33 protein-coding genes are annotated in these 22,406 nt (G+C 36.0%); 1 reads left to right on the plus strand and 32 read right to left on the minus strand.

Features of this window, described 5'->3' with window-relative positions; translation table 11 throughout:
• The first annotated feature begins 144 nt into the window (after nt 1-144).
• Nucleotides 145-2,217 carry a SpoIIE family protein phosphatase gene (locus tag UABHE_RS02165; RefSeq protein WP_372368548.1) on the plus strand — a complete coding sequence of 691 codons (2,073 nt, stop codon included), beginning with the start codon at nt 145-147 and terminating at the stop codon, nt 2,215-2,217.
• Here the strand turns inward: UABHE_RS02165 and UABHE_RS02170 are convergent, their stop codons facing one another.
• From UABHE_RS02170 to rpsL, 32 genes are all read right to left on the minus strand, one after another.
• A complete protein-coding gene (locus UABHE_RS02170; RefSeq protein WP_372368550.1) occupies nt 2,218-3,000 on the minus strand; it encodes a hypothetical protein in 783 nt (260 codons plus the stop codon).
• A 132-nt stretch (nt 3,001-3,132) separates the two neighbouring features.
• Nucleotides 3,133-3,729, minus strand: coding sequence for a 50S ribosomal protein L17 (gene rplQ / locus UABHE_RS02175; RefSeq protein ID WP_372368551.1), 597 nt, complete (start codon nt 3,727-3,729; stop codon nt 3,133-3,135).
• 56 nt (nt 3,730-3,785) lie between these two features.
• Nucleotides 3,786-4,790 carry a DNA-directed RNA polymerase subunit alpha gene (locus UABHE_RS02180; protein ID WP_372368552.1) on the minus strand — a complete coding sequence of 335 codons (1,005 nt, stop codon included), beginning with the start codon at nt 4,788-4,790 and terminating at the stop codon, nt 3,786-3,788.
• Nucleotides 4,791-4,968: 178 nt separating this feature from the next.
• Nucleotides 4,969-5,583, minus strand: a complete 615-nt coding sequence (gene rpsD, locus UABHE_RS02185) for a 30S ribosomal protein S4 (protein WP_372368553.1) — start codon at nt 5,581-5,583, stop codon at nt 4,969-4,971.
• A 3-nt stretch (nt 5,584-5,586) separates the two neighbouring features.
• Nucleotides 5,587-5,967, minus strand: coding sequence for a 30S ribosomal protein S11 (rpsK, locus tag UABHE_RS02190; RefSeq protein ID WP_151969697.1), 381 nt, complete (start codon nt 5,965-5,967; stop codon nt 5,587-5,589).
• Between the two features lie 58 nt (nt 5,968-6,025).
• A complete protein-coding gene (rpsM, locus tag UABHE_RS02195) occupies nt 6,026-6,403 on the minus strand; it encodes a 30S ribosomal protein S13 (protein ID WP_372368554.1) in 378 nt (125 codons plus the stop codon).
• Between the two features lie 18 nt (nt 6,404-6,421).
• Nucleotides 6,422-6,538 carry a 50S ribosomal protein L36 gene (gene rpmJ / locus UABHE_RS02200; RefSeq protein WP_372368555.1) on the minus strand — a complete coding sequence of 39 codons (117 nt, stop codon included), beginning with the start codon at nt 6,536-6,538 and terminating at the stop codon, nt 6,422-6,424.
• Between the two features lie 317 nt (nt 6,539-6,855).
• Nucleotides 6,856-7,626 (minus strand): type I methionyl aminopeptidase, encoded by a 771-nt coding sequence (gene map / locus UABHE_RS02205; protein WP_372368556.1) that lies wholly within the window; start codon nt 7,624-7,626, stop codon nt 6,856-6,858.
• A gap of 6 nt (nt 7,627-7,632) precedes the next feature.
• Nucleotides 7,633-8,193 (minus strand): adenylate kinase, encoded by a 561-nt coding sequence (locus tag UABHE_RS02210; RefSeq protein ID WP_372368557.1) that lies wholly within the window; start codon nt 8,191-8,193, stop codon nt 7,633-7,635.
• Between the two features lie 95 nt (nt 8,194-8,288).
• Complete coding sequence (secY, locus tag UABHE_RS02215; protein ID WP_372368558.1) at nt 8,289-9,653, minus strand: preprotein translocase subunit SecY; 1,365 nt, start codon at nt 9,651-9,653, stop codon at nt 8,289-8,291.
• 23 nt (nt 9,654-9,676) lie between these two features.
• Nucleotides 9,677-10,162, minus strand: a complete 486-nt coding sequence (gene rplO, locus UABHE_RS02220; RefSeq protein ID WP_372368559.1) for a 50S ribosomal protein L15 — start codon at nt 10,160-10,162, stop codon at nt 9,677-9,679.
• 35 nt (nt 10,163-10,197) lie between these two features.
• The gene (rpsE, locus tag UABHE_RS02225; protein WP_372368560.1) at nt 10,198-10,713 is read right to left on the minus strand and encodes a 30S ribosomal protein S5; all 516 of its coding nucleotides are present in this window, start codon (nt 10,711-10,713) and stop codon (nt 10,198-10,200) included.
• A gap of 72 nt (nt 10,714-10,785) precedes the next feature.
• Nucleotides 10,786-11,178, minus strand: coding sequence for a 50S ribosomal protein L18 (gene rplR / locus UABHE_RS02230; protein ID WP_372368561.1), 393 nt, complete (start codon nt 11,176-11,178; stop codon nt 10,786-10,788).
• 10 nt (nt 11,179-11,188) lie between these two features.
• Complete coding sequence (gene rplF / locus UABHE_RS02235; RefSeq protein WP_372368562.1) at nt 11,189-11,737, minus strand: 50S ribosomal protein L6; 549 nt, start codon at nt 11,735-11,737, stop codon at nt 11,189-11,191.
• A gap of 27 nt (nt 11,738-11,764) precedes the next feature.
• Nucleotides 11,765-12,160 carry a 30S ribosomal protein S8 gene (gene rpsH / locus UABHE_RS02240; RefSeq protein WP_372368563.1) on the minus strand — a complete coding sequence of 132 codons (396 nt, stop codon included), beginning with the start codon at nt 12,158-12,160 and terminating at the stop codon, nt 11,765-11,767.
• A 45-nt stretch (nt 12,161-12,205) separates the two neighbouring features.
• Nucleotides 12,206-12,400: a type Z 30S ribosomal protein S14 gene (locus UABHE_RS02245; protein WP_372368564.1), complete on the minus strand. Its 195-nt coding sequence runs from the start codon at nt 12,398-12,400 to the stop codon at nt 12,206-12,208.
• A gap of 16 nt (nt 12,401-12,416) precedes the next feature.
• Nucleotides 12,417-12,971 carry a 50S ribosomal protein L5 gene (rplE, locus tag UABHE_RS02250; RefSeq protein ID WP_372368566.1) on the minus strand — a complete coding sequence of 185 codons (555 nt, stop codon included), beginning with the start codon at nt 12,969-12,971 and terminating at the stop codon, nt 12,417-12,419.
• Nucleotides 12,972-12,987: 16 nt separating this feature from the next.
• Nucleotides 12,988-13,263, minus strand: a complete 276-nt coding sequence (gene rplX / locus UABHE_RS02255) for a 50S ribosomal protein L24 (protein WP_372368567.1) — start codon at nt 13,261-13,263, stop codon at nt 12,988-12,990.
• Between the two features lies 1 nt (nt 13,264).
• Entirely contained in the window at nt 13,265-13,633 is a 369-nt protein-coding gene (rplN, locus tag UABHE_RS02260) for a 50S ribosomal protein L14 (RefSeq protein ID WP_372368568.1), read from the minus strand.
• Entirely contained in the window at nt 13,630-13,896 is a 267-nt protein-coding gene (gene rpsQ / locus UABHE_RS02265; RefSeq protein WP_372368570.1) for a 30S ribosomal protein S17, read from the minus strand. Before rpsQ ends, rplN begins: the two co-directional genes overlap by 4 nt.
• A 22-nt stretch (nt 13,897-13,918) precedes the next feature.
• Entirely contained in the window at nt 13,919-14,119 is a 201-nt protein-coding gene (gene rpmC, locus UABHE_RS02270; RefSeq protein ID WP_372368571.1) for a 50S ribosomal protein L29, read from the minus strand.
• Nucleotides 14,119-14,535 carry a 50S ribosomal protein L16 gene (gene rplP, locus UABHE_RS02275; protein ID WP_372368572.1) on the minus strand — a complete coding sequence of 139 codons (417 nt, stop codon included), beginning with the start codon at nt 14,533-14,535 and terminating at the stop codon, nt 14,119-14,121. The genes rpmC and rplP overlap by 1 nt, the downstream gene beginning before the upstream one ends.
• On the minus strand, nt 14,468-15,214 hold the full coding sequence (gene rpsC / locus UABHE_RS02280; RefSeq protein ID WP_372368573.1) for a 30S ribosomal protein S3: 747 nt from the start codon (nt 15,212-15,214) through the stop codon (nt 14,468-14,470). The genes rplP and rpsC overlap by 68 nt, the downstream gene beginning before the upstream one ends.
• A 67-nt stretch (nt 15,215-15,281) precedes the next feature.
• Nucleotides 15,282-15,626, minus strand: coding sequence for a 50S ribosomal protein L22 (gene rplV / locus UABHE_RS02285; RefSeq protein WP_372368574.1), 345 nt, complete (start codon nt 15,624-15,626; stop codon nt 15,282-15,284).
• Entirely contained in the window at nt 15,623-15,898 is a 276-nt protein-coding gene (gene rpsS, locus UABHE_RS02290; protein ID WP_372368576.1) for a 30S ribosomal protein S19, read from the minus strand. Before rpsS ends, rplV begins: the two co-directional genes overlap by 4 nt.
• Nucleotides 15,895-16,722, minus strand: coding sequence for a 50S ribosomal protein L2 (gene rplB, locus UABHE_RS02295; protein ID WP_372371552.1), 828 nt, complete (start codon nt 16,720-16,722; stop codon nt 15,895-15,897). Before rplB ends, rpsS begins: the two co-directional genes overlap by 4 nt.
• 21 nt (nt 16,723-16,743) lie before the next feature.
• A complete protein-coding gene (gene rplW, locus UABHE_RS02300; protein ID WP_372368577.1) occupies nt 16,744-17,037 on the minus strand; it encodes a 50S ribosomal protein L23 in 294 nt (97 codons plus the stop codon).
• A 14-nt stretch (nt 17,038-17,051) separates the two neighbouring features.
• The gene (rplD, locus tag UABHE_RS02305) at nt 17,052-17,726 is read right to left on the minus strand and encodes a 50S ribosomal protein L4 (RefSeq protein ID WP_372368578.1); all 675 of its coding nucleotides are present in this window, start codon (nt 17,724-17,726) and stop codon (nt 17,052-17,054) included.
• A 406-nt stretch (nt 17,727-18,132) separates the two neighbouring features.
• Nucleotides 18,133-18,444 carry a 30S ribosomal protein S10 gene (rpsJ, locus tag UABHE_RS02310; RefSeq protein WP_372371553.1) on the minus strand — a complete coding sequence of 104 codons (312 nt, stop codon included), beginning with the start codon at nt 18,442-18,444 and terminating at the stop codon, nt 18,133-18,135.
• Between the two features lie 385 nt (nt 18,445-18,829).
• A complete protein-coding gene (gene fusA, locus UABHE_RS02315) occupies nt 18,830-20,878 on the minus strand; it encodes an elongation factor G (RefSeq protein ID WP_372368579.1) in 2,049 nt (682 codons plus the stop codon).
• Nucleotides 20,879-21,204: 326 nt separating this feature from the next.
• Nucleotides 21,205-21,723 carry a 30S ribosomal protein S7 gene (gene rpsG, locus UABHE_RS02320; protein ID WP_372368580.1) on the minus strand — a complete coding sequence of 173 codons (519 nt, stop codon included), beginning with the start codon at nt 21,721-21,723 and terminating at the stop codon, nt 21,205-21,207.
• 18 nt (nt 21,724-21,741) lie between these two features.
• Nucleotides 21,742-22,116 carry a 30S ribosomal protein S12 gene (gene rpsL / locus UABHE_RS02325; protein ID WP_372368582.1) on the minus strand — a complete coding sequence of 125 codons (375 nt, stop codon included), beginning with the start codon at nt 22,114-22,116 and terminating at the stop codon, nt 21,742-21,744.
• Nucleotides 22,117-22,406: the final 290 nt, after the last annotated feature.

The following is a 22,406-nucleotide window of genomic DNA, read 5'->3' on the forward strand; positions in this document are numbered from 1 at the left end:
ATTTTTTAACTTGGTGAATAATTCATTTACACAAAACAATAAAAATTGCTATAATTATTTAGAATGTACCTACGGATAGACATTGAATTTTAAGTTGTTCGATATTTAAGTATCGCGTTTAATTTGTAAGGAATATACGGCAGTATGGAATTAATTAAAGATCGTAAAATGGCAGAGTTAGCCCATAGTCTTCATTTATTTGATTTAGATGAAATATTAGATGTTGCAATAGAACAAATTCCGCAAATTGTTCATTCTCACCGCGTATCTATTTATTTACTTGATTCAACAGAACAGCATTTTGAGTCTAAACGCCATAGTTCAAAAAGGTTGCAAGAGCATCTAGAAGAAAAAGTGGCTATTTCAAGTAAGCACTCTCTTATACCACAAGTGTTTATCAAGAAAAAATCTTTGTTAATTACTAATGTTGCAGAGTATATACTCAAAAATAATCTTCCTATCAAATTAAGCCGTAGACAAAGATATACTTCTGGTTCATGTATGCTGGTTCCAGTGATGGTTCGCATGAAAAACCAAGATAAAATAATTGGCGCGATTAATTTTTCTGAAAAGGCTGATTTTACTCCTTTTTCAAAAATCGATTTAGAGGCAGCGACCCAAATAGGACAAATTTTAGGAACTGCTGTTCATAATTGCTCTGTTGTTGAAAAAAAACTGGGTGGTCAACAGAAAGAGCTAATGCAAGAATTAGAACAAGTTAAAGAGGCTTACAAACAGAAAGAAATTAACTTAGACGAAGCCAAAAAACGTCAATCACAAATGCAGTCTGAAGTGCCAAAAATTGAAGGATATGATCTTAACGTTTTGTACTCTCCTATGGAAACGATTGGCGGCGATTTTTATGATTTTATAGAATTAAACGATCATGAAGTTGGCATTGTCGTCGGCGATGTCTCAGGGCATGGTATCGAAGCAGCGCTTGTGATGTCTATGGCTAAACAAATCTTGAGTATTTATATAAAACTACATCGCTCTTTAGTTGATACTCTGTGTCAGGCAAATGAAGAAATATGCACAAATCTAAAAGGAGAGGCTTTTGTTGCTGTTTTTTTAGGGATTCTAAATACTAAAAATAATACTTTACGTTTTGTAAGAGCAGGGCAGGCATATCCTCTAGTATATAATCCTGCGCGTAATGAAAATCCATTTGAACTTCAATCCCGAGGAATGGTTCTTGGAACTGTAAGAGGCGAAATGTTTCGCGGTAGAATGGAAGAAAAAGAATTCCAGCTAATGGAAAAAGATGTGGTGCTTATTTACTCTGATGGTATTACAGAAGCTTCTGATGAAACAGGAGAAGAACTTGGTGTGGAAGGTGTTTCTGCTCTTGTGAAAAGTAATATAGAAAAAGATACACAGCAACTAAATGAACTTCTTTTTGAAGAAGCTACTCGTTACACAAGCGGAGAAAAGCAAGACGATATTACTGTTTTAACCATCAAGGCGAATGAACTGCGCATTTATGAAGAAGAAAATGAAGGAATCGTTATCAGTGAGGATTTTGAGCAGTCTGAAGTATTCATGGTTACGACAGATTATTCTTTTGATGAGGACGCAAGTCGCCAAATTTTTGCTTTAGAAGAAAAAATTCGAGATTTAGAAAATCAGTTATTAGTTACTGAGGAAAAAAATTCTGAACTTGCTGATCGTAATAACAAACTAATACGCCAAATTGAATTGCAAGAAAATGACCCTGAAGGTTTGACAAAAATGCTACGCGATCAACTTGAAATTGCTTTGGAGCTTCCAAAAGACTTAATTCAAGATAACAAACAGCTAAATGAAACAATAAAAAATCAGCAGGATGAATTGCGGAAGTTAGAAGTTGAGTTTAATGAATTAAGTGCTCACATGGACTATGTAAATAGTGAGAAAAATTCATTGGAAGAAGAGTCTAATCTCGTTGAAAATATGGTAACATTTCTTGCTGATAAAATTAAAAATTCGCGAGAAGCGATACAAGAAGATATTATGAACGCAGATTTAAAGCTAGATCGACATACATACGAAAAAATTATGGATGCGAATTATAAAGGATTGTTATATCATTTTGAAAATAAATTCAAGAAGGCTTTAGAAGAAAGTGATTTGACAAAAGTTACAGTACTTCAAAAACAGTTATTTACTGTTATGGATATTTTACATGGACATTTAGATGCTATTATCACTGTTTTTGATATAGAGCCTGTTAGTTAATTAGTAATAAGAAAGTTCTTTTAGTATTCTTTCTGCTTGCGTCGAGAATTTCTTTGCCCATTCATACATTTTCGATTTTTTAATGACTTCTTTGCGTAAAAATTTGATATATAGTTTTCGAAAATTAGTGTTTACTTTTGATCTTTCAGCAAGTAACCACAATAAGTTTTCTTTTACTTCTTTGTTAACAAAATACAAATTCATAATAGGTTTTCCTGTGATTACATCAGTAACGGTTTTATCATCTAAAATAGCTGGAAGAACAGCTAACCGATGCTTTTCTATCATCAGATCCCTTTTCATGCCTGGTTTTTTATCACCTTTGTTATCTACGATATAAATAGCTCTGTTTGTTACAGTTACCCAAATAGCTTGACAAGTTTGCATTATTGTTTTTGGTTTATCAATAGGTTTTACCGAAACCCACTTTGTCTGCGCTGATTTTTTAAAAATGGGTAAGTCAGCAGAACTATCTAAAAATTCGTTATCCTCCCATTTGTTTGTTTCACCAACTGGTTTTTTATTTTGACTTTTAGTCTCTATTTCTTTTTGTTTTTTTATACTCAGCATTTTTATTTTATTGTTGAGTTTGTTTAACGTATCTATAGTGGTATCTAAACCTTCACCTAGCTCATTTAACTCCATTGGGTTTAAGGTTTTTATTTCTGACCATGTACTGATCCATGATTGTTTACGTGCGTTTCCTGCATCTTTTGGTTGCATAAACGCATTGTGGATCATTGATATCGCTTTATGGATTTTGGAAGATACATTTGTTTTCATAAAAATACAGCAAATAAAATTTGCTACTCCTCTACAACAAATAAAAATTACTCGTGGGTGTTTGGTGGGATTGTTGTAGCATTATTAACCTACTTGATTAAATAATGCTACAACAATGTGAATAAATATTATTTATTTATTTTTTTGCTTTGCTTTTTTTGCTTTATCTTTTTCTTTTGCTCTAGCTTTTTGTTTTTTCTCTTTTTCTTTTTTCTTTTTCTCTTCTTGCTTACGGCGTTCTTTTTCTTGGTTTAGTTCTTCCGCCGTTTTTTCTCTTTCACTTTCTTCTGGTAGCTCTTCTACAAGTTTCAAAACAGCTTGACGAGCATTGTCACCAAGGCGTGTTTTATCTAAATGTAGAACTTGAGTGTAGCCACCTGCTCTTCCCGCATACTGAGGAGCTATATCATAAAAAAGTCTTTGAACTAGTTTGCGGTCTCTGAGAATAGAAAATGCTTTTTTGAAATAAAAAGCTCTTAGTGCATTCACTTGTTGTTCTGTATTTTCTTGTTCACTGTCCTCTAGCTTTTCAGCCAACTCTTTTGCTTTTACTTCCGCGCGTTTAGCTATAGTAATTAGCTTATCCGCGTGAGGAGCATATTCTTTTGCTTTCGCAAGTGTAGTGACAATTGTCCCATGTTCTAATAAGCTTCTCAGCAAGTTTCTAGCAAGAGCTTTACGATGAGAACTAGAGCGTCCCAGTGTACGTCCTTTTTTGCGGTGCCTCATGTTTCTTTTCCTCGGTTAAAAGATTAATACTTGTGAATAGCTAGATAGAAAAAACCCTAACTAGCTAAAATTTCCTCAACTTGCATACCTAGCGAAAGGCTGGACTCTATTAGTTTTTCTTTTATTTCTTTTAGCGAAGTTTTTCCAAAATTGCGAATTTTCATCATGTCCGTTTCTTGTCTTTTCACTAAATCTTTGATAGTACGTATACCTTCGGCTGCAAGACAATTTGACGCTCGAACACTCAATTCTAATACTTCGATAGGCTGCAATAACTTTTCTTTTATTTTTTGTAGATTTTCATCGGCTTCGGAAATTAATTCTTCTTGAGGGCCTTCCTGAAGTTCTTGACCTAATTCAAAGTATTGAACAAAAGGATTTAAGTGTTTGCGTAGTATTTTTGCTGCTTCAACGAGAACCATCTCAGGAGCAAGAGTTCCATCAGTAGTAATTTTTAAAATCAGTCGGTCGTAATTGGTCATTTTTCCAACGCGAGTGTTTTCAATTTGATACTCTACATGTTGAACAGGAGAATAGATAGAATCAACAGGTATGACACCTATTTCTTGAGGTTCTTTCATATTTTCTGATGCTTCAACATAACCTCTTCCTCGTTTTACCTGGAGTTCAATTTCGAGATCGGAGTCCAATTTTTCTGTAATATGAGCTATTACTAAGTCTTTATTATGAACTTCTAGGCTTTCATCGTCAGATTGAATGTCACCTGCTGTTACAGGCCCCACTTCGCTTTTCTTTATGTAAACGATTGCATCATCTTCAACAGATAAACGAATTCTTTTGACGTTTAAAATAATATCTGCAACATCTTCTAACACACCAGGAATTGTGGAAAACTCATGGTCAATGTCTTTGATTTTAACAGATGCAACTGCACATCCCTCAATAGCAGACAATAAGATACGTCTTAATGAATTTCCTACGCTGCGGCCAAATCCTCTTTCAAAAGGTTCTACGATAAATTCTCCATATACAGGTGTAAGAGTTTCTTTCACACAGACTACTCTGGTGGGTAATTCAAGATCTCGCCACCTAATTCTCATATGAAGTCCTTTCTTGAAAAGAAATATTTGTGAATAATTTTATATCACAATGTAGGTAAAGGGTATTCTTTTTCAGAACACCCTATATGTAAACAACTTCTAATAGCTCATAACCTATTACAAAATAATTCAAATGTAACAAAAAATTTACTACCAGAAAATTGTTGTAGATAAATGATTAACGTGAGCAGAACTCGACGATCATTTGATCATGAATTTCAATTTGTATTTCTTCGCGATTTGGCTGTTGAACAACTTTCATTGAAGGCGCTTCTTTATCTAGTTCAAGCCAGGAAGGAACTCCCGCAGGTACTGGATTTTCAATATTTTTTATAATTATATTTTTAGAAGACTCTTTCTTTTTTACTTCAATAACATCGCCAACTTTAACGAGGTAAGATGGAATGTCTACTTTTTTACCATTTACAAGCAAATGTCCATGATTAATAAGTTGTCGTGCATTTGCTCTTGAGTGTGTAAACTGGCCTCTACAAATGACGTTGTCTAAACGACGTTCTAGTAGAATAAGTAGGTTTTCACCTGTGTTACCTTTTTGTTTAGATGCTTGGTTAAAATAGTTTTTGAACTGTCTTTCGTAAATCCCGTAGTAGCGCTTTACTTTTTGTTTTTCGCGTAAACGTTTACCGAATTCCGATAGTTTACCTTTGCGCCAGTTGTGCATACCAGGAGGGGATTCAATGTTGCATTTTGAATAGCAACGCTGACCTTTTAAATATAACTGTGTTCCTTCTCTACGGCATAATCGGCATACTGGTCCTGTATAACGTCCCATAATCTAAACCCTTCTTTTCTTTCTTGGTCTACAACCATTGTGAGGTAAAGGAGTTACATCTTCGATTTCTTTGATATCTAAACCTGAGGCTTGCAACGCTCGAACCGCTGATTCTCTTCCGGCCCCTGGACCCTTAACCTTCACATCTACTTCTCTTACACCAAATTTCATAGCTTTTTCTGCGCATCTCTCTGCTGCTTTTTGAGCTGCAAAAGGAGTACTTTTTCGTGAACCTTTGTAACCAATAGTTCCAGCGGTATCCCAGCACAGAGAATCACCGTTTAAATCAGTGATTGTAATAATTGTATTATTGAATGTTGCTTTGATATGTGCAATTGCTTTAGCTACATTGCGTCTTATCTTTTTCTTTTTTGCTCGAGCCATTTAGCTTTTTCTCCATTGTAAATTTATATCTCGAGTGTGGATACTGGTTTCAAGCAGTTTATTTTCCGACACGCTTTTTACCTGCTATAGTTTTTCTTGGACCTTTTCTTGTACGGGCATTAGATTGAGTTTGCTGACCTCTAACAGGTAGTCCCCGACGATGCCTGAAACCACGATAACAAGCGATTTCTTTTAAACGCTGAATGTTACCGCGAATTTGCCTACTAAGTTGTCCCTCTACTACATAATTACTTTCAATTTCGTTTGCAAGAGTAGAAAGTTGTTCTTCTGTTAGGTCTTTTGTTTTTTTCCTGTGATCGATACCTAATTTATTTAATATTTTTCCAGCACTATCTTTTCCAATACCATAAATGTATGTTAAAGAAATTACTACGTGCTTATCATTAGGTATGTCTACACCCAGAATACGGGCCATTGATTACCTTTCTATAAACTATCTTCCTTGTCGTTGTTTGTGACGGGGGTTTTCACAAATTACTCTAATAACCCCTTTTCGTCTAACAAGTTTACATTTTTCGCATATTCTTCTTACGGATGTACGAACTTTCATGAGAAAAATTCCTATAATTAGAGACTTTAAAGAATGTTGTAAGTTTTACACACTCTCTTATCTAAAAAGCCAAAAAACAATTACCAATAAAAGATACTTAGTAAGATAACTTTATTTAAAGCTATTTATTAAATTAGAGTAAATTTAAAACTATTCAATCAACAGATAATAAACCAAATATCAAGTTCTGTTTGGTATATATTATACTCTTAATAAAATTATCATTGGTAATTGTTTTAGCTTTTTTTAAATGACAGCTCTGTATTATAACGACCATAAAAATAAATTTCGATATTTTTTTTTATAAATCCGAAAATTTAATCATCTATTTTTGTTAAAATAAAGGGACCGTCTTCTAAAATAGCTACACTATGTTCAAAATGAGCAGAAAGACTGTTGTCTTTAGTCAAAACAACTTCCCACCCTTTTCGGCGTTTTACCTTGGTTTTATGTGTACCTATATTTAACATTGGTTCAATAGCTATACAGAAACCTTTTTTTAAACGCGTATCATCATGTGATCGCCAACTGTCATCAACATAATTCGGTATTTGTGGATCTTCATGTAATTCTGTGCCAATGCCGTGACCAGTATATTCACGAACAATACCATAACCGTACTTTTCTGCGTGTTTTTGCACCGCTGCTGATATTACAGATACCTTATTTCCTGGAATTGCTGCTTCAATCCCACAATACAATGACTCTTCACATATTTTTAGCAATTGTTGCGCTTCTTTGGATATTTGCCCTACTGGATAAGTCCAAGCAGAATCTCCGACATATCCTCGATATTTTACCCCAATATCAACAGATAAAATATCTCCTTCTTTAAGTTTTCTCTTGTCAGGTATGCCGTGGACGATTTCTTCGTTTAAAGAAGCGCATATTGTACTAGGAAATCCGCGATATCCTTTAAATAGAGGAACACCATCGTTTTTACGAATAAAATTCTCGGCTTCTTGATCAAGAATTTCCATAGCAATACCTGGTTCGATTAATGATTTTATAAGCGCATGAGTTTCGGCTACTAATCTACCAGATTTTTTCATTATTTCAATTTCGCGCTTGCTTTTTATCGTAATCATTATTTTTTATTGTAACAAACTTATTGTTGTTGCAAATACCTCTTCTTTAGAACGGTTAGCATCGATTTCTTTTAAAATATTTTTTTGTTTATAAAAATCGACAAGTGGCAATGTTTTTTGTTTATATTCTTCTAAACGTTTTGCAGTTACATTTGGATCTTGATCTTCTGGACGTCCATCTTCTCTACCCATAATACGTTGTTTTACAATTTCATCGGGAACAGAGAAAAACAACACAATATCAAGTGGCATATTTTGCTTTGTTAAGTGCTCATCTAAAGCATGTGCTTGGCTAAGATTTCTAGGATAACCATCGAGAATAAAACTTTTTTCGAGTCCATTTTCTGGTGATAAGCACTGTAAAATTACTTTGGTCACAACTTCATCAGGTACTAATGCACCTTTTGACATAAAACTTTCAGCTTGTTTACCTACTTCGTCGCCACGTTTGACCGCTTGACGTAGCATGTCACCCATTGTTAGCAGAGGAAATTGTTTTTCTTCGTGTACTAAAGTAGCTTGTGTACCTTTTCCCGCACCTGGAGGGCCTAAAAATAATATTTTCATATTTAACCAATCTAATAAAATGCCCATTAATTTATGTAGGGGCTTCTACTATTAAAGTATAGCCCCTACATGACAAGATATTTTATAGTTATTTTTTAGAAGCGTCTATTTCCAGAGCCTCGTTTTCCTTTAGTGAAACCTTCATAATGACGCATTAGTAGATGAGATTCTAGTTTTTGAACTAAGTCAAGAACTACACCTACGATAATTAGAATGCTCGTTCCACCCATATTATAAGCAAAGCCAATTTGAGCGGAGCTTTGTAGTCCAAGTGCCATAGTGACAAACACAGGAGTAAGTGCTACAAGTGCCAAGAAGGCAGCACCAACAAATGTTACGTGAGTCATCACTTTTTCTAAATACTCAGATGTTTTTTTACCTGGGCGAATTCCTGGTATAAAACTACCATTTTCTTTTAAATTGTTCGCCATCTCTGTCGGCTGAAACATCAAGCTTGTCCAGAAGTAACTAAAGAAATAGATAAGCACTATATAAGATGCTATATAAGAGAAAGTCCCACTAGAAAACCAACTATCTAGACTACTTCCTTCACCGCCACTAAAAAAGCTAAAGAGCACTTGCGGGAAGATAAGAAGGCTACTTGCAAAAATTACCGGCATTACACCTGCTTGGTTTACTTTCAGAGGTAAAAAGTGTCTTTGTCCACCGTAGACTTTGTGTCCTTTTACGTGTTTTGCTTGTTGCACTGCAATTTTTCTTTGCCCAAAGGATATATAGACAATCGCAAATACAATGACTACAAACAAACCTAAAAGAACAGCTAGAATTTTGGCTTCACTACCGTCACCTGATCCTTGAAGCATTGTTGATACTTGATAAGGAATACTTGCGACAATTCCAGCCATGATGAGTAAACTAATACCATTTCCTACACCATACTCTGTAATTTGTTCACCAAGCCACATCAGGAATATTCCTCCTGCTGTTAAGGCAATTACTGAACTAAGATCAAATAGAAAGCCAGCATCCGGTGCAACAAGATATACTTGTTGGCCACTTATTGGCATCGGAGACTTGAATACTTTCATAATCATGACCGCTTGCACGATACATAAAGGAACAGTTGCGTATCTTGTGTATTCGTTGATTTTTTTTTGGCCTGCAGGTCCTTCTTTAGAAAGAGCTTCAAGAGAAGGAACAACTTTAGCTAGCAAGCTAAAAATAATAGATGCACTAATGTAGGGCATAATTCCTAGTGAAAATATGGCGCAATTTGCTAGTGAACCACCAGTTAATGCTGAGAAAAATGTCAATAAACCACCCAGTCCTCCTCCAGGGAGTTGGCCGTCACCTCTCATTTGTTGAAGAACGTCTAGTTGTATACCTGGAATAGGTATGTGCGACCCTAGACGAAAGATGACTAAAAAGAATGCTGTGTAGAGTATTTTTGTTCTCAGCTCTGGTATTTTAAATAAATTGCGGAAAGATTCGAAAATCATATGCACTCTCCGTGGCGATTACGTTATTTTTTTTTGTTTGTGTTTGCTGAAGTTAGTGGAACTAGTTTTACTGTTCCTTGATTATTTTCAATTTTTTCTTTAGCAGACTTACTAATTTTATGAACTTTTACTTTTAACTTTTGAACTTTTAATTCTCCGTTGCCAAGGATTTTTACGTATTTCACATCCTTGCTAGCCTTTACGATCCCTGCTTTATCTAGATCTGCTAGAGTAACGGTTTGTCCATCTGATAGAGCATTGAGTTCTTCTACATTTACAATAACGTATTTATCACTAAATCTTTCGTTATTGAAGCCTCTTTTAGGGAGGCGACGATAGAGAGGCATTGTTCCACCTTCAAAGGCACGTGATCGGCTAGTACCAGATCGAGCATTTTGCCCTTTGTGACCTTTTCCAGATGTTTTTCCCTGTCCACTACCTATACCACGTCCTATACGCTTAGCTTTTTTGCGCGAAATAGGAACTTGTTTTATATCGTTAAGATCCATAACAATATTAAAGACAACTAGTGTCTTCCTCCTTATTAATCTATTTTTACGCCTCTTAGCATTTCAACTTCTTCTTTTCTACGCATTTTTGCAAGACCATCAAGGGCTGCTTTTGTTACGTTAATTGGATTTGTTGAGCCGTAAACTTTTGTCAATATGTTTTTTACACCAGCAGCTTCAACCACCGCGCGAACAGAAGAACCAGCAATTACACCTGTACCAGGCATAGCAGGCTTCATAAATACTTTTGTTGCACCATATCGACCAATAATTTCGTGAGGAATAGTATCTCCTTTAAGGGAGACTTTTTTCATAAGTTTTTGTGCGTCTTTAGAAGCTTTTTGAACTGAAGGTGGTACTTCATTTGCTTTACCAAAACCAATTCCAACTTTTCCGTTTTTATTCCCAACTACAACGAGAGCACTAAAACTAAATCTTCTACCCCCTTTTACAACAGTCGAGCAGCGGTTGATTTTTACAACGTATTCTGTCCACTCTTCTTGTTGATAATCATCATGTCTTCTCTGGTCATGTCTTTTCGGAGATGCCATGTACATGCCTTTCTTAAACTAATAATCAACAAAAGTTTTTTGCAATGAATGCAAAAAACTTTTGTATATGATTTAAAACTTCAATCCACCTTCTCGAGCTGCATCAGCAAGAGCTTTTACTCTTCCATGATATTTATAACCAGCTCTGTCAAATGTTACGGTTTCAATGCTTTTATCTTTTGCTATTTTGGCTATTTCTTTTCCTACGACAGTCGCCGCGTCTTTATTACCACCAGAGTTTACTTCTTTTTTTATTGAAGGAGTCAGTGTAGAGCAACCAGCAATTACTTTCCCTGATCGGTATCCACTTTTATCAACATAAGTATCATCTATTAATTGGCAATAAATGTGCTTCGAACTTCGATAGACACATAGCCTTGGTTTTTCTGGAGTGCCGATAAGCTTCTTGCGAATACGCATATGGCGACGCCATCTACCAACTGTTTTTTTGTGTTCCGATTTCATGTTAGTTCACTTAACCACTACCAAAACTCTTACCCGCTTTACGTATTATTACTTCATCTTCGTAACGAATCCCTTTACCTTTGTAAGGCTCAGGCGGACGAATCTTACGAACGTTCGCTGCAAATTGTCCGACTTGTTGTTTATTGCAGCCTTTGATTGCTATTTTCGTGGGAGATGGTACTTCTACTTGAATGCCTTCAGGAATGGCGACTTGTTTAGGTAAACAAAAACCTATTTGTAGCTCTAGTATGTTGCCTTTCAGTTTGGCATTGTAACCGGTACCAACGATATCCAATTTTTTTTCAAAACCTTGTGATACCCCGTGAACAGCATTTGCTAACAAAGATCGAAATAGACCATGTAATGCTTTATTTTCTTTACTGTCGTCTGGTCGATTTACTGTTAGTTCGTTCTTTTCTTGATCCATATCCACAGTCATGTTTGGGTGAATGTTTTCGACCACTTTACCTTTCGAACTACTCACTTCAACACAGCCAGGTTTCATAATAACCTTGACACCTTGTGGGATAGAAATCACTTTTTTTCCAATACGAGACATTACATTATTCCTGTTATTATATTGAGTTTACCATACAACACAAAGAACTTCACCACCAACTTTTTGCTCACGGCATTGTTTATCAGTTAGTATACCTTTAGATGTAGATACAATGTTTATTCCTTGCCCACCAAGTACTTTTTTCATATCCGTAACTCCGCGATATATTTTTCTACTTGGCTTGCTTACACGAGCAATCTTACGTATAACATGTTCTCCATCAGGGCCATACTTCAAGATAATTTCCATTTTGTCCTGTGGTTGTTCTTCAATTACTTCGTATTCTTTAATGAATCCAGTTTCTTTTAGTTTGAGCACAACACCTTCTTTTATTCTTGAGTGTGGTACTACTACTTTTTTGTGATATATGGCATTTGCGTTACGTATCATTGTAAGCATATCAGCAATTGGATCAGTCCTCATACAGTTACATCCTATATTTTATATATTTGTATGTTTTGAATAATTTTACCAGCTTGCCTTTTTCATACCAGGTATTTCACCTTTGTGGGCAAGTTTGCGTAGGCAAATTCTACAGATACCAAATTTGCGGTAATATGCTCGTGATCTACCGCATAAAGAACACCTATTGTATGAACGTGTTTTGTATTTGGGTTTTTCTTTTAATCTTTGGCATTGAATAATTTGAGAGGTTTTTGCCATAGCTAATCCTTTTTTATTAGTTTTTCTTTTCTTCGCGTTTGAACGGAAATCCAAAAAGTTTCAAGAGCTCAAGAGATATTTTTTTATTAGAGTTCTTGATAACAAATGTGATATTCATCCCTTGATAGAAATCAAGTTTATCTAAATCTATCTCTGGGAAAAAACTTTGTTCTTGAAGACCTAAAGTATAGCTTCCACCTTGATCAAAAGCTGTTTTTGAAAAACCTCTAAAGTCTCGAATACGCGGAATAATGACCGTAATCAACCTATCTAGAAACTCGTACATCATGTTTCCTCTAAGAGTGGCTTTACAGCCAATTCCAACATCTTCTCTTAGTTTGAAACCTGCAATCGATTTTCTAGCTTTAGTAACAACAGGTTTTTGTCCTGTTATTAGGCCGAGGTCTTGTACCGCAGACTCTAAACGCTTTTTGTTCTCAATAGCTTTTCCAACACCCATATTTATTACAATTTTTTCGAGTTTTGGACAAGCCATTTTATTTTTGATACCTTCGGATTCCATCACAGCGGACATAATTTCCGAATAATATTTTTCTTTTAGCCTAGCCACAATGTGCTCCTCGTTACTATTCTGACTCTTTCATTTCGTATGTACTTCTTGAACGAGTTGTTTTTTGGTAATGTACGCTGTATAACATAACATTTGAGACGTGTATTGCAGCTTCTTTTTCTATACGTCCACCTTGTGGATTTTGTTGGCTTTTCTTCAAATGTTTATGAACGTAATTGAGGCCTTCAACAACTACTTTATCTTTATGCGAGAATGTTCTTAGAACTTTTCCTCTTTTTCCAACATCTTTCCCGGCTATTACTTGAACGTAATCACCTTGTTTAATTTTCATGTTATACTACCTCTGTTGCTAACGATATGATTTTCATAAAGTTTTTTTGTCTTAACTCGCGTGCGACTGCGCCAAAAATTCTTGTGCCTTTTGGGTTATTGTCGCCATCAATGATGACCATTGCGTTACGATCAAAGCGGACGTAAGATCCGTCTGCTCTTTTGATCGATTTGCGTGTACGAACAATAACACCTCTAACAACAGTTCCAGCTTTTAAGTCGACACCAGGAAGTGATTTTTTTACAGATGCAACAATAATATCGCCAACTCCAGCGTATTTTCTTTTTGTACCACCAAGCACTTTAATGCACATTGCTTGCTTTGCGCCAGTGTTGTCTGCTACATCTAAAATAGATTGCATCTGAATCATGCAGCACCCCCACGCTCTAGTATTTTCACTAAGCGCCATGACTTGGTTTTGGATAGAGGACGCGTTTCCATAATTTCTACGCGGTCACCTATTCGTGCTTCGTTGTTTTCGTCATGAGCTTTGAATTTACTAAACTTTTTAATGTACTTACCGTACTTAGGGTGTTTTACTAATCGCTTTATTTCGACAGAGACAGTTTTGTCCATTTTGTCACTAATAACAATACCTATCTTTTTCTTGCGATTTCCTCTTATTTCGCTCATCTTTGCCTCTTTTTCAAAATTGTTAACTTGGTACTCTTTCGTGGAGTATCGTTTTGATTCGAGCAATTTTTCTTCTAGTTTTGCGAATTACGCTTGTGTCGTTCATTTCGTCTACCACTTTTTGAAAGCGTAGCTTTAACAAACCTTCACGAGCTTCATCGAGTTCTTTTTTTAATTCCTCTTCGGAAAGTTTGCGTAGATCACTAGATTTTACGTTTTTCACTACTGCTCTCTCCTCTCTACAAATTTGCATCGTACTGGCATTTTATGTGCTATACGGTTCATCACTTGCTTAGCAATTGATTTTGGTACACCACCTATTTCGTAAAGAATGCTTCCAGGTTTTACGCATGCCACGTAATACTCTGGTTCCCCTTTACCTTTACCCATACGAGTTTCTTGTGGAGTTGCTGTCACTGTTTTATGAGGAAATATACGTATATGAACTTTTCCATCACCTTTAAGAAAGTGAGCTGAAGTAATACGACCAGCTTCAATTTGGCGAGAGTTAATCCAACCAGCTTGAGTAGATTGTAAACCATATTCACCAAAAGCGACAGCGTTACCTTTGTTAGCTTTTCCTTTTATTTTTCCGCGCTGACTTTTGCGGTATTTTTGTCTTTTCGGCATGAGAGCCATGGAATACTACCTCCTTGCCATAACGTCCTAGATATATCCAAACTTTAACACCAATGGTACCATAGGTGGTATATGCTTCAGCAAATCCGTAACTTACATTTTCATTTAGCGATTGTAATGGAACTTTACCTTGACCAGTACGTTCTGTACGTGCCATTTCTGCTCCACCTAATCTACCAGAAACTTGTAATTTTATGCCTAGTACGCCTTTGTCCATTGCAATATCCATAGCTTTTTTCATAGTGCGACGAAAATTAGCTCTTTTAACTAATTGATCTGCAACGTTTTCAGCTACAAGTTGAGCATTTACCTCTGCTACCTTAATCTCGCGAATTTCAATATTTACTTCGCGATCTTTTTGTTGATTAGCACTATCTTTTTTCTTACTAGAAATAAAAGTACCAAGCTCTTCTCTTAACTTATCAACGTTAGCGCCTTTGCGTCCGATGATTAGTCCTGGTCTAGCTGTGTGTAAGATAATATTTACTCTTTTTTGTGTACGTTCTATTTCTATTTTTGGAATATTACTAAAACCATAGTTCTTTTTGATATGCTTACGCAATTTTTGATCTTCGAGTAAGTATTTCGAAAAATCTTGCTTTTTGTTTGCATACCAACGGCTACGCCAGTTTTCAGTAATTCCAATGCGAAATCCTGTTGGATTTACTTTTTGACCCATATTATCGGCCTTTCAATCTCGAAACATAATCAATTATTTGATTTCGTTTGCCATAACAAACGTTATATTAATCTTCTTGTTGTGCTTCTGCTAATGATATGGTGATATGAGATGTTCGCTTGCGAATTCTCATTGCGCGTCCCATTGGTCCCGGACGAAAGCGTTTTAATGTTGGACCACCATCGATACGGGCACTTTCAATAACAAGATTGCTAACATTTCCTAAAGATTGGTTTGCATTAGCAACAGCTGAATTCAAAACTTTTCTTATCATTGGTGCCGCACGTCGACTAGATGCTTGAAGTATACGCAATGCTTCATTGACAGATTTCCCACGTATCATATCCATAACATATCTACTTTTACGCGGTGCAATACGAGCATATTTATGTGTGGCCGTATAATTTTTCATCTCTTGCCTTTCTCTTTCTTTATGTGTCCTCTAAAAGTACGAGTTAAGGCGAACTCTCCTAGCTTGTGGCCAACCATTTCTTCGCGAACGGCTACTTTTTGAAAATGTTTGCCGTTGTGAACTAGAAAAACATGTTCAACAAATTCAGGTAATATGGTTGTTGATCGTGACCATGTTTTTATTGGTTCTATGCGAGACGCTTCTTTTTGCTTAAGAACTTTCTTAAGAAGTTTTTCGCAGAAAAAAGGACCTTTCTTACTCGATCTACTCACTTCTTCCTCCTACGGATTATGTGTTTATTACTAGGCTTTCTTTTTTGTCTAGTTTTTCCACCCTTAGAAAGTACTGCTGTAGGAGAACAAGGATGACGTCCACCACCAGCTCGACCTTCCCCACCACCCATTGGGTGACTTACAGGGTTTTGTGCTACACCGCGGACGTGAGGACGACGACCTCTCCAACGATTTCTACCAGCTTTACCAATAGAAATGTTTTGATGGTCCATGTTTCCTAGCTGTCCGATAGTAGCGCGGCACTTTAATGAAATTCGTCTGGTTTCTCCAGAAGGTAAAACAATAATTGCGTGCTCACCTTCTTTAGCGGATAATTGTGCACTAGCTCCTGCAGATCTTGCGAGCTGGCCACCTTTCCCAGGATACATTTCAATATTGTGAACAGTCAAACCTACAGGGATATTTGCTAGAGGCATAGAGTTACCTGTTTTAGGTTCTACTTTGTCTCCTGCAACAATCTGTTCACCAACTTGTATTCCGTTAGGAGCCAGAATATATCGTTTTTCACCATCAGCATAAACTACAAGGGCTATACGTACGCTGCGATTTGGATCATACTCAATAGTTTTTATTTTACCAGGAATATTAAGTTTACTGCGTTTAAAATCTATAACCCGGTATTGTCTTTTATGCCCACCACCGCGAAATCGACTCGTCGTAACTCCATGGTTATTTCTTCCCCCTGTTTTCTTTAGTGGGCGAATTAGACTTTTCTCTGGTTTATCAGTTGTTATTTCTGAAAAGTCTGGCAATACCACAAAACGAGTCCCTGGTGTTCTAGGCTTCAGCTTGCGGACCATAATATATACCTCTTCTATTTATGATTAAAATAGTTCCAATTTATATTCAGGGTCTAAAAAAACAATTGCTTTTTTCCAAGATTTTGTTTTGCCCTTGCGAAAACGAAAGCGACGGCCTTTTGTTTTCTTATTCATTACACGAACTTTTTTTACTTTTACGCCTTTATGGGCATAAATTTTTTCGATAGCTCCACGGATATCAATTTTATTAGTTCCTGAAGCTACTTCAAAATGATACGCATTTCTTTCTGCAGTATCAGCTTCGCCCTTTTCTGTAATTAAAGGGCGACGAATAATATCGTAAGGATTTTTTTCCATAATATTTCTCTACTTTATTTTTTATTATATAGAGATTCTCGCTTTAGTGATTTGACTTCACCATTACGATCGCTAATTAATTCGTTAAATGCTTTTTTTGTAAGCAATATTTTATTGTTATACAACAATGAATATGCGTTTAAACGCGAAACAACTTCTACCGAAGTTCTTGGAATATTGCGCGCTGATTTTAATAAAATATCATCGCGTTCTTTCGAAGTTCCGATAAGTGTTTTGCTTTTTACTACTCCTAAAGTGCTTAAAACCTCGTGAACTGCAGATGTCTTTGGGGCTTCAAGTGCAAAATCTTCGATAACAATAACTTCGCGATCTTGGAATTTTGCTAGCCATGCACTTTCTGTAGCTTTACGTTTGGCTTTCTTAGGAATAGAATAACTATAATCTCTTGGATGAGGGCCGAATACAGTTCCCCCGCCTTTCCAATGTGGAGCTCTTGCTGGGCCAACGCGTGCTCTACCTGTTCCTTTTTGACGCCACAGTTTTCTACCGCTCCCTGCGCAATCAGAACGTGTTTTAGTAGAGTGAGTACCTTGTCTTTTACGCGCTTCGTACATCAAAACAGCTTCTTTTAATAGAGCTTTCTTTACTTCTTCACCGAAAATCTTTTCGTCAAACTCTAATATTTCGTCTGTTCGATTTCCATCTTTGTCATAAACCGGCAATCTCATTTGCTAGTGTCCTAAAATCAAAACTAAATGTAAAAAAAAATAGTTGCTAGCGAATTACGGTTTAGAGCATGTTATAAAATCAACATTAGCTACAAACCTATGTGTATCTTGTGATCTGTCAAAAGTTTCAAACACCTTCGATTTAGTTATTACTAACTATGAGGATTTGCCACTTTTTCCTAGGTTCAAAAGCACCTACAAATTTTCGCTTTAATACAATTTTGTAACAGGCTCTTAAAATATGTGAAAATATTAAAATTGAATATCTATTTTAAATATAACACCATATTTTTTTGAGGTGTTCCTCAAGGAACGAAACCTACGCCCTTTTAGTACATTTCAATGCTATTTAAACATTTCCAGTTTTAGCTGGTGTGCGTACTTACACATTTGTTTTACTGCTCGATCACGCCTTTATTCTGATTTCAACTCCAGCAGGCATAATTAACTCAGTAAGTTTTTCTACTGCATCTTGCGTAGCATCAGCTATATATATTAAACGCTTATGAGTTCTTATTTCAAATTGTTCTCTCGATTTTTTATCGATATGAGGTGAACGAAGAACAGTATAGCGTTCTATTCTTGTTGGAAGAGGTACTGGACCAGAAACCCTTGCGCCCGTTCTTGTTACAGCTTCAACTATTTCCAAGGCATATTTGTCTAATATTTCGTGATCATACGCTTCCATGCGAATCTTCATTGTTTGGTTATTGTTCATCCAGTTAATACTGCCTTTCTTACGTACCATATTTCTTTGGCAAAAACTTTTTTTGTTTCCAAATAAATTATCGCCAATAAAACTTTGCATGTAAAATATAAACACATATAGATCTATAACCTATATGAAGGAACCTAAGTTCCCGGAAGGAGTCTGAAACCTCCAATAAATATAGCTAGCAACAGCTAATTTGTGTTATGGAAGCCCATAGAAGATGAGTCAGAGGTTTTATCTCTAGAAATTTCAGTTTAAATAAAAATATTTACTTAAAATTTATGAGAATAAAAATTAGGAAGTATTTTTGATTTTGATAATTCTTTGACTCAGTGAATTCACAGGGGGTATATGAAATCACATATAAAAACTTTTGTCAAGAAAAATAAGATTAAAAGTAAAACATTTTTTCTTGTACTTCCTTTGGCACAGGTGCATATTTTAGTGGTTGCATACTGTAAGTTGCTCTACCTTGGCTAAGACCCCTTAATGTATCAGCATAGCCAAACATTTCTGAAATAGGCACTTGGGCAATAATTGTGCGAAAATCACCATCTACTTGCATATCCCCTACTTCTGCACGCTTAGAGCCTAAATGAGCAATAATATCACCCATATAACTAACCGGAGTTTTTATTTGTAAACTCATTATTGGTTCAAGAAGAAGGGAGCTTGCTTTTTGAATAGCGTTTTTTGTCGCAGAAAAAGCAGCGGCATTAAATGCACTGTCAGACGAATCTACATTATGCTTTACACTTTCTATTGTTACGCGAAGATTGATAATTGGATATCCTCCAACATCTCCGCTTGTTGCAGCGCTCTGAATACCTTCTTCTATAGCAATGTAAAATTCTTCAGGTATGCTATTTTTGCGTACTTGGCTCTTGATTTCTACACTGTCTTTCTCAACAGGTTCCACTTTTACTTTCACATGCGCAAAATGATTTTTTCCTGCAAATTGCTTTTCGAATGTAAAACTTGCATGCGCTACACCTGCAACAGTTTCGCGGTAAGATACGCGAGGTTTTCCTACATTCGCACTAATTTTATGTTCATTGAGTATACGACTACAAATAATTTCCAAATGAAGTTCACCCATACCCGACATAATAACTTGTCCACTTTCTTCATCACTTTTATAAGAAAATGTAGGGTCATCTTTGCTAATGATCATTAGTACTTCGGCTAAACGATCTTTATCTGCCGTAGCTTTTGGCTCTACAGATTTAGAGATAACTGTTTCGGGAAAATCCATTTTTTCTAACTCGATAAGAGCATTCTTTTTGCAAAGAGTATTACCTGTCGTTGTATGTTTCAATCCGATAACGGCAACAATCTCTCCTGGTAAGGCTTTTTGGCACTTCTCTCGAGTATTTGCATGCATATACCATAATCTATTAATTCTTTCGGTTTTATTGGTATTAGCATTGTATACCTGTTGGCCTTCTTCTAACTCACCTGTATAAATACGTAAATAAGTTAAATCACCGTGTTTATCGAAAGCGGTTTTAAAAGCAAATGCACATAAATCTTTGTCTTTGCTTGGATGTCTTGTTGCTTTTTTCTCTGTTTTCGGGTGAATACCATCAATTGGAGGAACATCAAGTGGCGAAGGAAGATAATTAATCGTAGCGTCAAGAACTAGTTGAACCCCTTTGTTTTTTAATGAGCTTCCTACTAAAACAGGGACTATTTTTTGAGCAAGAGTTGCTTTGCGCAAACAACTTGTGATATCTTCGATGACTAATGTTTCTTCCATGTATTTTTCGATAATAGAATCATCTATATCTGCGAGAGCATTGATAAGAACTTCTCTTTGTTCTTTTGCCTCTTCAAGATAATCCTCAGCAATCTCTTGTTCTACAACACTGCGTCCGTCGGTTTCTTCAGAAAAAGTAAAGCATTTCATATTTACAAGATCAATTACTCCCTGAAAATCGCTTTCTACTCCCCAAGGAATTGCAATAGGGACAGCATTTGCACCCAACTTACTTTGTATAGCTTGTACTACATTGTAGAAGTTTGCCCCTACGCGGTCGACTTTATTTACATATGCAATACGCGGAACTTTGTATCTATCAGCTTGGCTCCATACTGTTTCAGACTGAGCTTCTACACCTCCGACAGCGCAAAAAACTCCTATAGCACCATCTAATACACGTAAACTTCTTTCTACTTCAGCTGTAAAATCAACATGTCCTGGCGTATCAATAATGTTTATTTGATGATCTTTCCAACTGCATGTTGTTGCAGCGCTGGTAATTGTAATACCTTTTTCACGCTCTTCGGGCATCCAGTCTGTTGTTGCAGTACCATCATGGACTTCGCCCATTTTGTGTTCTTTGCCTGTATAGAAAAGAATTCTTTCCGTTGTTGTTGTTTTTCCAGCATCAATGTGGGCTATGATACCAATATTACGTACTTTTTTTACATCGGACATTTTTTTACCTTTGCCAATTATTTCGTAGATGTTTTTATTTACTATATTTTGCGCTACTAAATAGCTTTATTCATAACTAATTGCTCCTTGCTCAACTAGAAGCAAAGAGTCAAAAGCTATAAATTACAAATTTAATAAAGTATACGCAGTGATAAACCTTAACTTAACATCATTATTCTTTTATTAAGGTTTATAAACAAATAGCCATAGATTACGTATAATGTATCTATGGCTATTTAAATTTGCTGAGTAACAGCGCAAATATTTATATGCATTTTGGTTTGCAGAAAATCAGTCTACTTAGGACATATCCTAGCGTAGGAAAATTATGATGCAAAGTGTGCAAAAGCTTTGTTTGCTTCTGCCATTTTGTGGACGTTTTCACGTTTTGTAATCGATTTTCCTTGTTTTTTATAAGCATCTGATAATTCATCTGCTAAACATCGCGTCATGGATTTGCCTTTTTTTCCTCGAGCTTCTGCTAAAATCCAACGTAAGGCAAGAGTTATCTGTCTTTTCTTTTCTACTTCCATCGGAACTTGATAAGTTGCACCACCGATTCTCTTAGATCTTACTTCAATTAGAGGTTTTACATTTTGTACCGCTGCGCGAAAAACCTTTAATTCATATTGCGCCTCTTTACCACTTTTGTCTTGGGATTTTTTGGCAATTTCATCAGAAGCATATTTCTTTTTAATGATTTCCATAGCACCATAAAAAATTCTTTGCGCGACGGTTTTTTTTCCATCAAGCATGATGTAATTGATAAACTGACTAACTAATTTGTCATGATATATCGGATCAGGCTGTAAATACACTCTGGTGGATTTAAATTTCTTCCCCATTTAAAAAATCTCCTTCGATTATGCTTTAGGTTTTTTAGCACCGTATTTTGAGCGACCGCGTTTTCTATTAGCAACACCCATTGCGTCTTGAGTTCCGCGAACAATGTGGTAACGAACACCAGGTAAGTCACGTACTCTCCCACCGCGTATTAATACGATGTGGTGCTCTTGAAGATTGTGTCCAACTCCTGGAATGTAAGCTGTGATTTCTTTTCCATTAGAAAGGCGAACTCTCGCAATTTTTCTTAGAGCAGAGTTAGGCTTTTTTGGAGTAGCTGTTTTTACTTGCAGACATACACCTTTTTTATGTGGACAAGATTCTAATACTGGGGATTTTCTTTTCTTTACAACTTTTTTCCTACCTTTGCGTATTAGCTGATTGATTGTAGGCATAAATTTCTCTTTCTAAGAGTCTGTATTTACAATTAGCGTAAAACTAGAGTTACTCGCTGTATGCGAAAAATATAAAATCTAAAGTTATATACCGATTTTTCATTGAAAACCGTATAGTGTTAGCAACAAAAAAAACCTAAAGGAATTTCTTGTTGTAGTAAACTATTTAGCCAAAGATACCTATATTAAAGTAAGCCTGGTATCGCATATGTACTGTTATTCCATGAGGCGAAACGTTTGGTGATTAACTTTAGATTTTGGCTTTTCGTTAGAACGGTGTATCCCTATAG

This window comes from Candidatus Uabimicrobium helgolandensis, assembly GCF_041508025.1.
Classification (GTDB): Bacteria; Planctomycetota; Uabimicrobiia; order Uabimicrobiales; family Uabimicrobiaceae; genus Uabimicrobium; species Uabimicrobium helgolandensis.

What these genes read in the sequence shown, in the direction of transcription:
- UABHE_RS02165 (WP_372368548.1), top strand. Translation starts at nt 145, where the DNA reads ATGGAATTAATTAAAGATCGTAAAATGGCAGAGTTAGCCCATAGTCTT.
- UABHE_RS02170 (WP_372368550.1), bottom strand. Translation starts at nt 3,000, where the DNA reads ATGAAAACAAATGTATCTTCCAAAATCCATAAAGCGATATCAATGATC.
- rplQ (WP_372368551.1), bottom strand. Translation starts at nt 3,729, where the DNA reads ATGAGGCACCGCAAAAAAGGACGTACACTGGGACGCTCTAGTTCTCAT.
- UABHE_RS02180 (WP_372368552.1), bottom strand. Translation starts at nt 4,790, where the DNA reads ATGAGAATTAGGTGGCGAGATCTTGAATTACCCACCAGAGTAGTCTGT.
- rpsD (WP_372368553.1), bottom strand. Translation starts at nt 5,583, where the DNA reads ATGGGACGTTATACAGGACCAGTATGCCGATTATGCCGTAGAGAAGGA.
- rpsK (WP_151969697.1), bottom strand. Translation starts at nt 5,967, where the DNA reads ATGGCTCGAGCAAAAAAGAAAAAGATAAGACGCAATGTAGCTAAAGCA.
- rpsM (WP_372368554.1), bottom strand. Translation starts at nt 6,403, where the DNA reads ATGGCCCGTATTCTGGGTGTAGACATACCTAATGATAAGCACGTAGTA.
- rpmJ (WP_372368555.1), bottom strand. Translation starts at nt 6,538, where the DNA reads ATGAAAGTTCGTACATCCGTAAGAAGAATATGCGAAAAATGTAAACTT.
- map (WP_372368556.1), bottom strand. Translation starts at nt 7,626, where the DNA reads ATGATTACGATAAAAAGCAAGCGCGAAATTGAAATAATGAAAAAATCT.
- UABHE_RS02210 (WP_372368557.1), bottom strand. Translation starts at nt 8,193, where the DNA reads ATGAAAATATTATTTTTAGGCCCTCCAGGTGCGGGAAAAGGTACACAA.
- secY (WP_372368558.1), bottom strand. Translation starts at nt 9,653, where the DNA reads ATGATTTTCGAATCTTTCCGCAATTTATTTAAAATACCAGAGCTGAGA.
- rplO (WP_372368559.1), bottom strand. Translation starts at nt 10,162, where the DNA reads ATGGATCTTAACGATATAAAACAAGTTCCTATTTCGCGCAAAAAAGCT.
- rpsE (WP_372368560.1), bottom strand. Translation starts at nt 10,713, where the DNA reads ATGGCATCTCCGAAAAGACATGACCAGAGAAGACATGATGATTATCAA.
- rplR (WP_372368561.1), bottom strand. Translation starts at nt 11,178, where the DNA reads ATGAAATCGGAACACAAAAAAACAGTTGGTAGATGGCGTCGCCATATG.
- rplF (WP_372368562.1), bottom strand. Translation starts at nt 11,737, where the DNA reads ATGTCTCGTATTGGAAAAAAAGTGATTTCTATCCCACAAGGTGTCAAG.
- rpsH (WP_372368563.1), bottom strand. Translation starts at nt 12,160, where the DNA reads ATGAGGACTGATCCAATTGCTGATATGCTTACAATGATACGTAACGCA.
- UABHE_RS02245 (WP_372368564.1), bottom strand. Translation starts at nt 12,400, where the DNA reads ATGGCAAAAACCTCTCAAATTATTCAATGCCAAAGATTAAAAGAAAAA.
- rplX (WP_372368567.1), bottom strand. Translation starts at nt 13,263, where the DNA reads ATGAAAATTAAACAAGGTGATTACGTTCAAGTAATAGCCGGGAAAGAT.
- rplN (WP_372368568.1), bottom strand. Translation starts at nt 13,633, where the DNA reads ATGATTCAGATGCAATCTATTTTAGATGTAGCAGACAACACTGGCGCA.
- rpsQ (WP_372368570.1), bottom strand. Translation starts at nt 13,896, where the DNA reads ATGAGCGAAATAAGAGGAAATCGCAAGAAAAAGATAGGTATTGTTATT.
- rplP (WP_372368572.1), bottom strand. Translation starts at nt 14,535, where the DNA reads ATGGCTCTCATGCCGAAAAGACAAAAATACCGCAAAAGTCAGCGCGGA.
- rpsC (WP_372368573.1), bottom strand. Translation starts at nt 15,214, where the DNA reads ATGGGTCAAAAAGTAAATCCAACAGGATTTCGCATTGGAATTACTGAA.
- rplV (WP_372368574.1), bottom strand. Translation starts at nt 15,626, where the DNA reads ATGAAAAATTATACGGCCACACATAAATATGCTCGTATTGCACCGCGT.
- rplW (WP_372368577.1), bottom strand. Translation starts at nt 17,037, where the DNA reads ATGGAAAAAAATCCTTACGATATTATTCGTCGCCCTTTAATTACAGAA.
- rplD (WP_372368578.1), bottom strand. Translation starts at nt 17,726, where the DNA reads ATGAGATTGCCGGTTTATGACAAAGATGGAAATCGAACAGACGAAATA.
- rpsJ (WP_372371553.1), bottom strand. Translation starts at nt 18,444, where the DNA reads ATGAACAATAACCAAACAATGAAGATTCGCATGGAAGCGTATGATCAC.
- fusA (WP_372368579.1), bottom strand. Translation starts at nt 20,878, where the DNA reads ATGTCCGATGTAAAAAAAGTACGTAATATTGGTATCATAGCCCACATT.
- rpsG (WP_372368580.1), bottom strand. Translation starts at nt 21,723, where the DNA reads ATGGGGAAGAAATTTAAATCCACCAGAGTGTATTTACAGCCTGATCCG.
- rpsL (WP_372368582.1), bottom strand. Translation starts at nt 22,116, where the DNA reads ATGCCTACAATCAATCAGCTAATACGCAAAGGTAGGAAAAAAGTTGTA.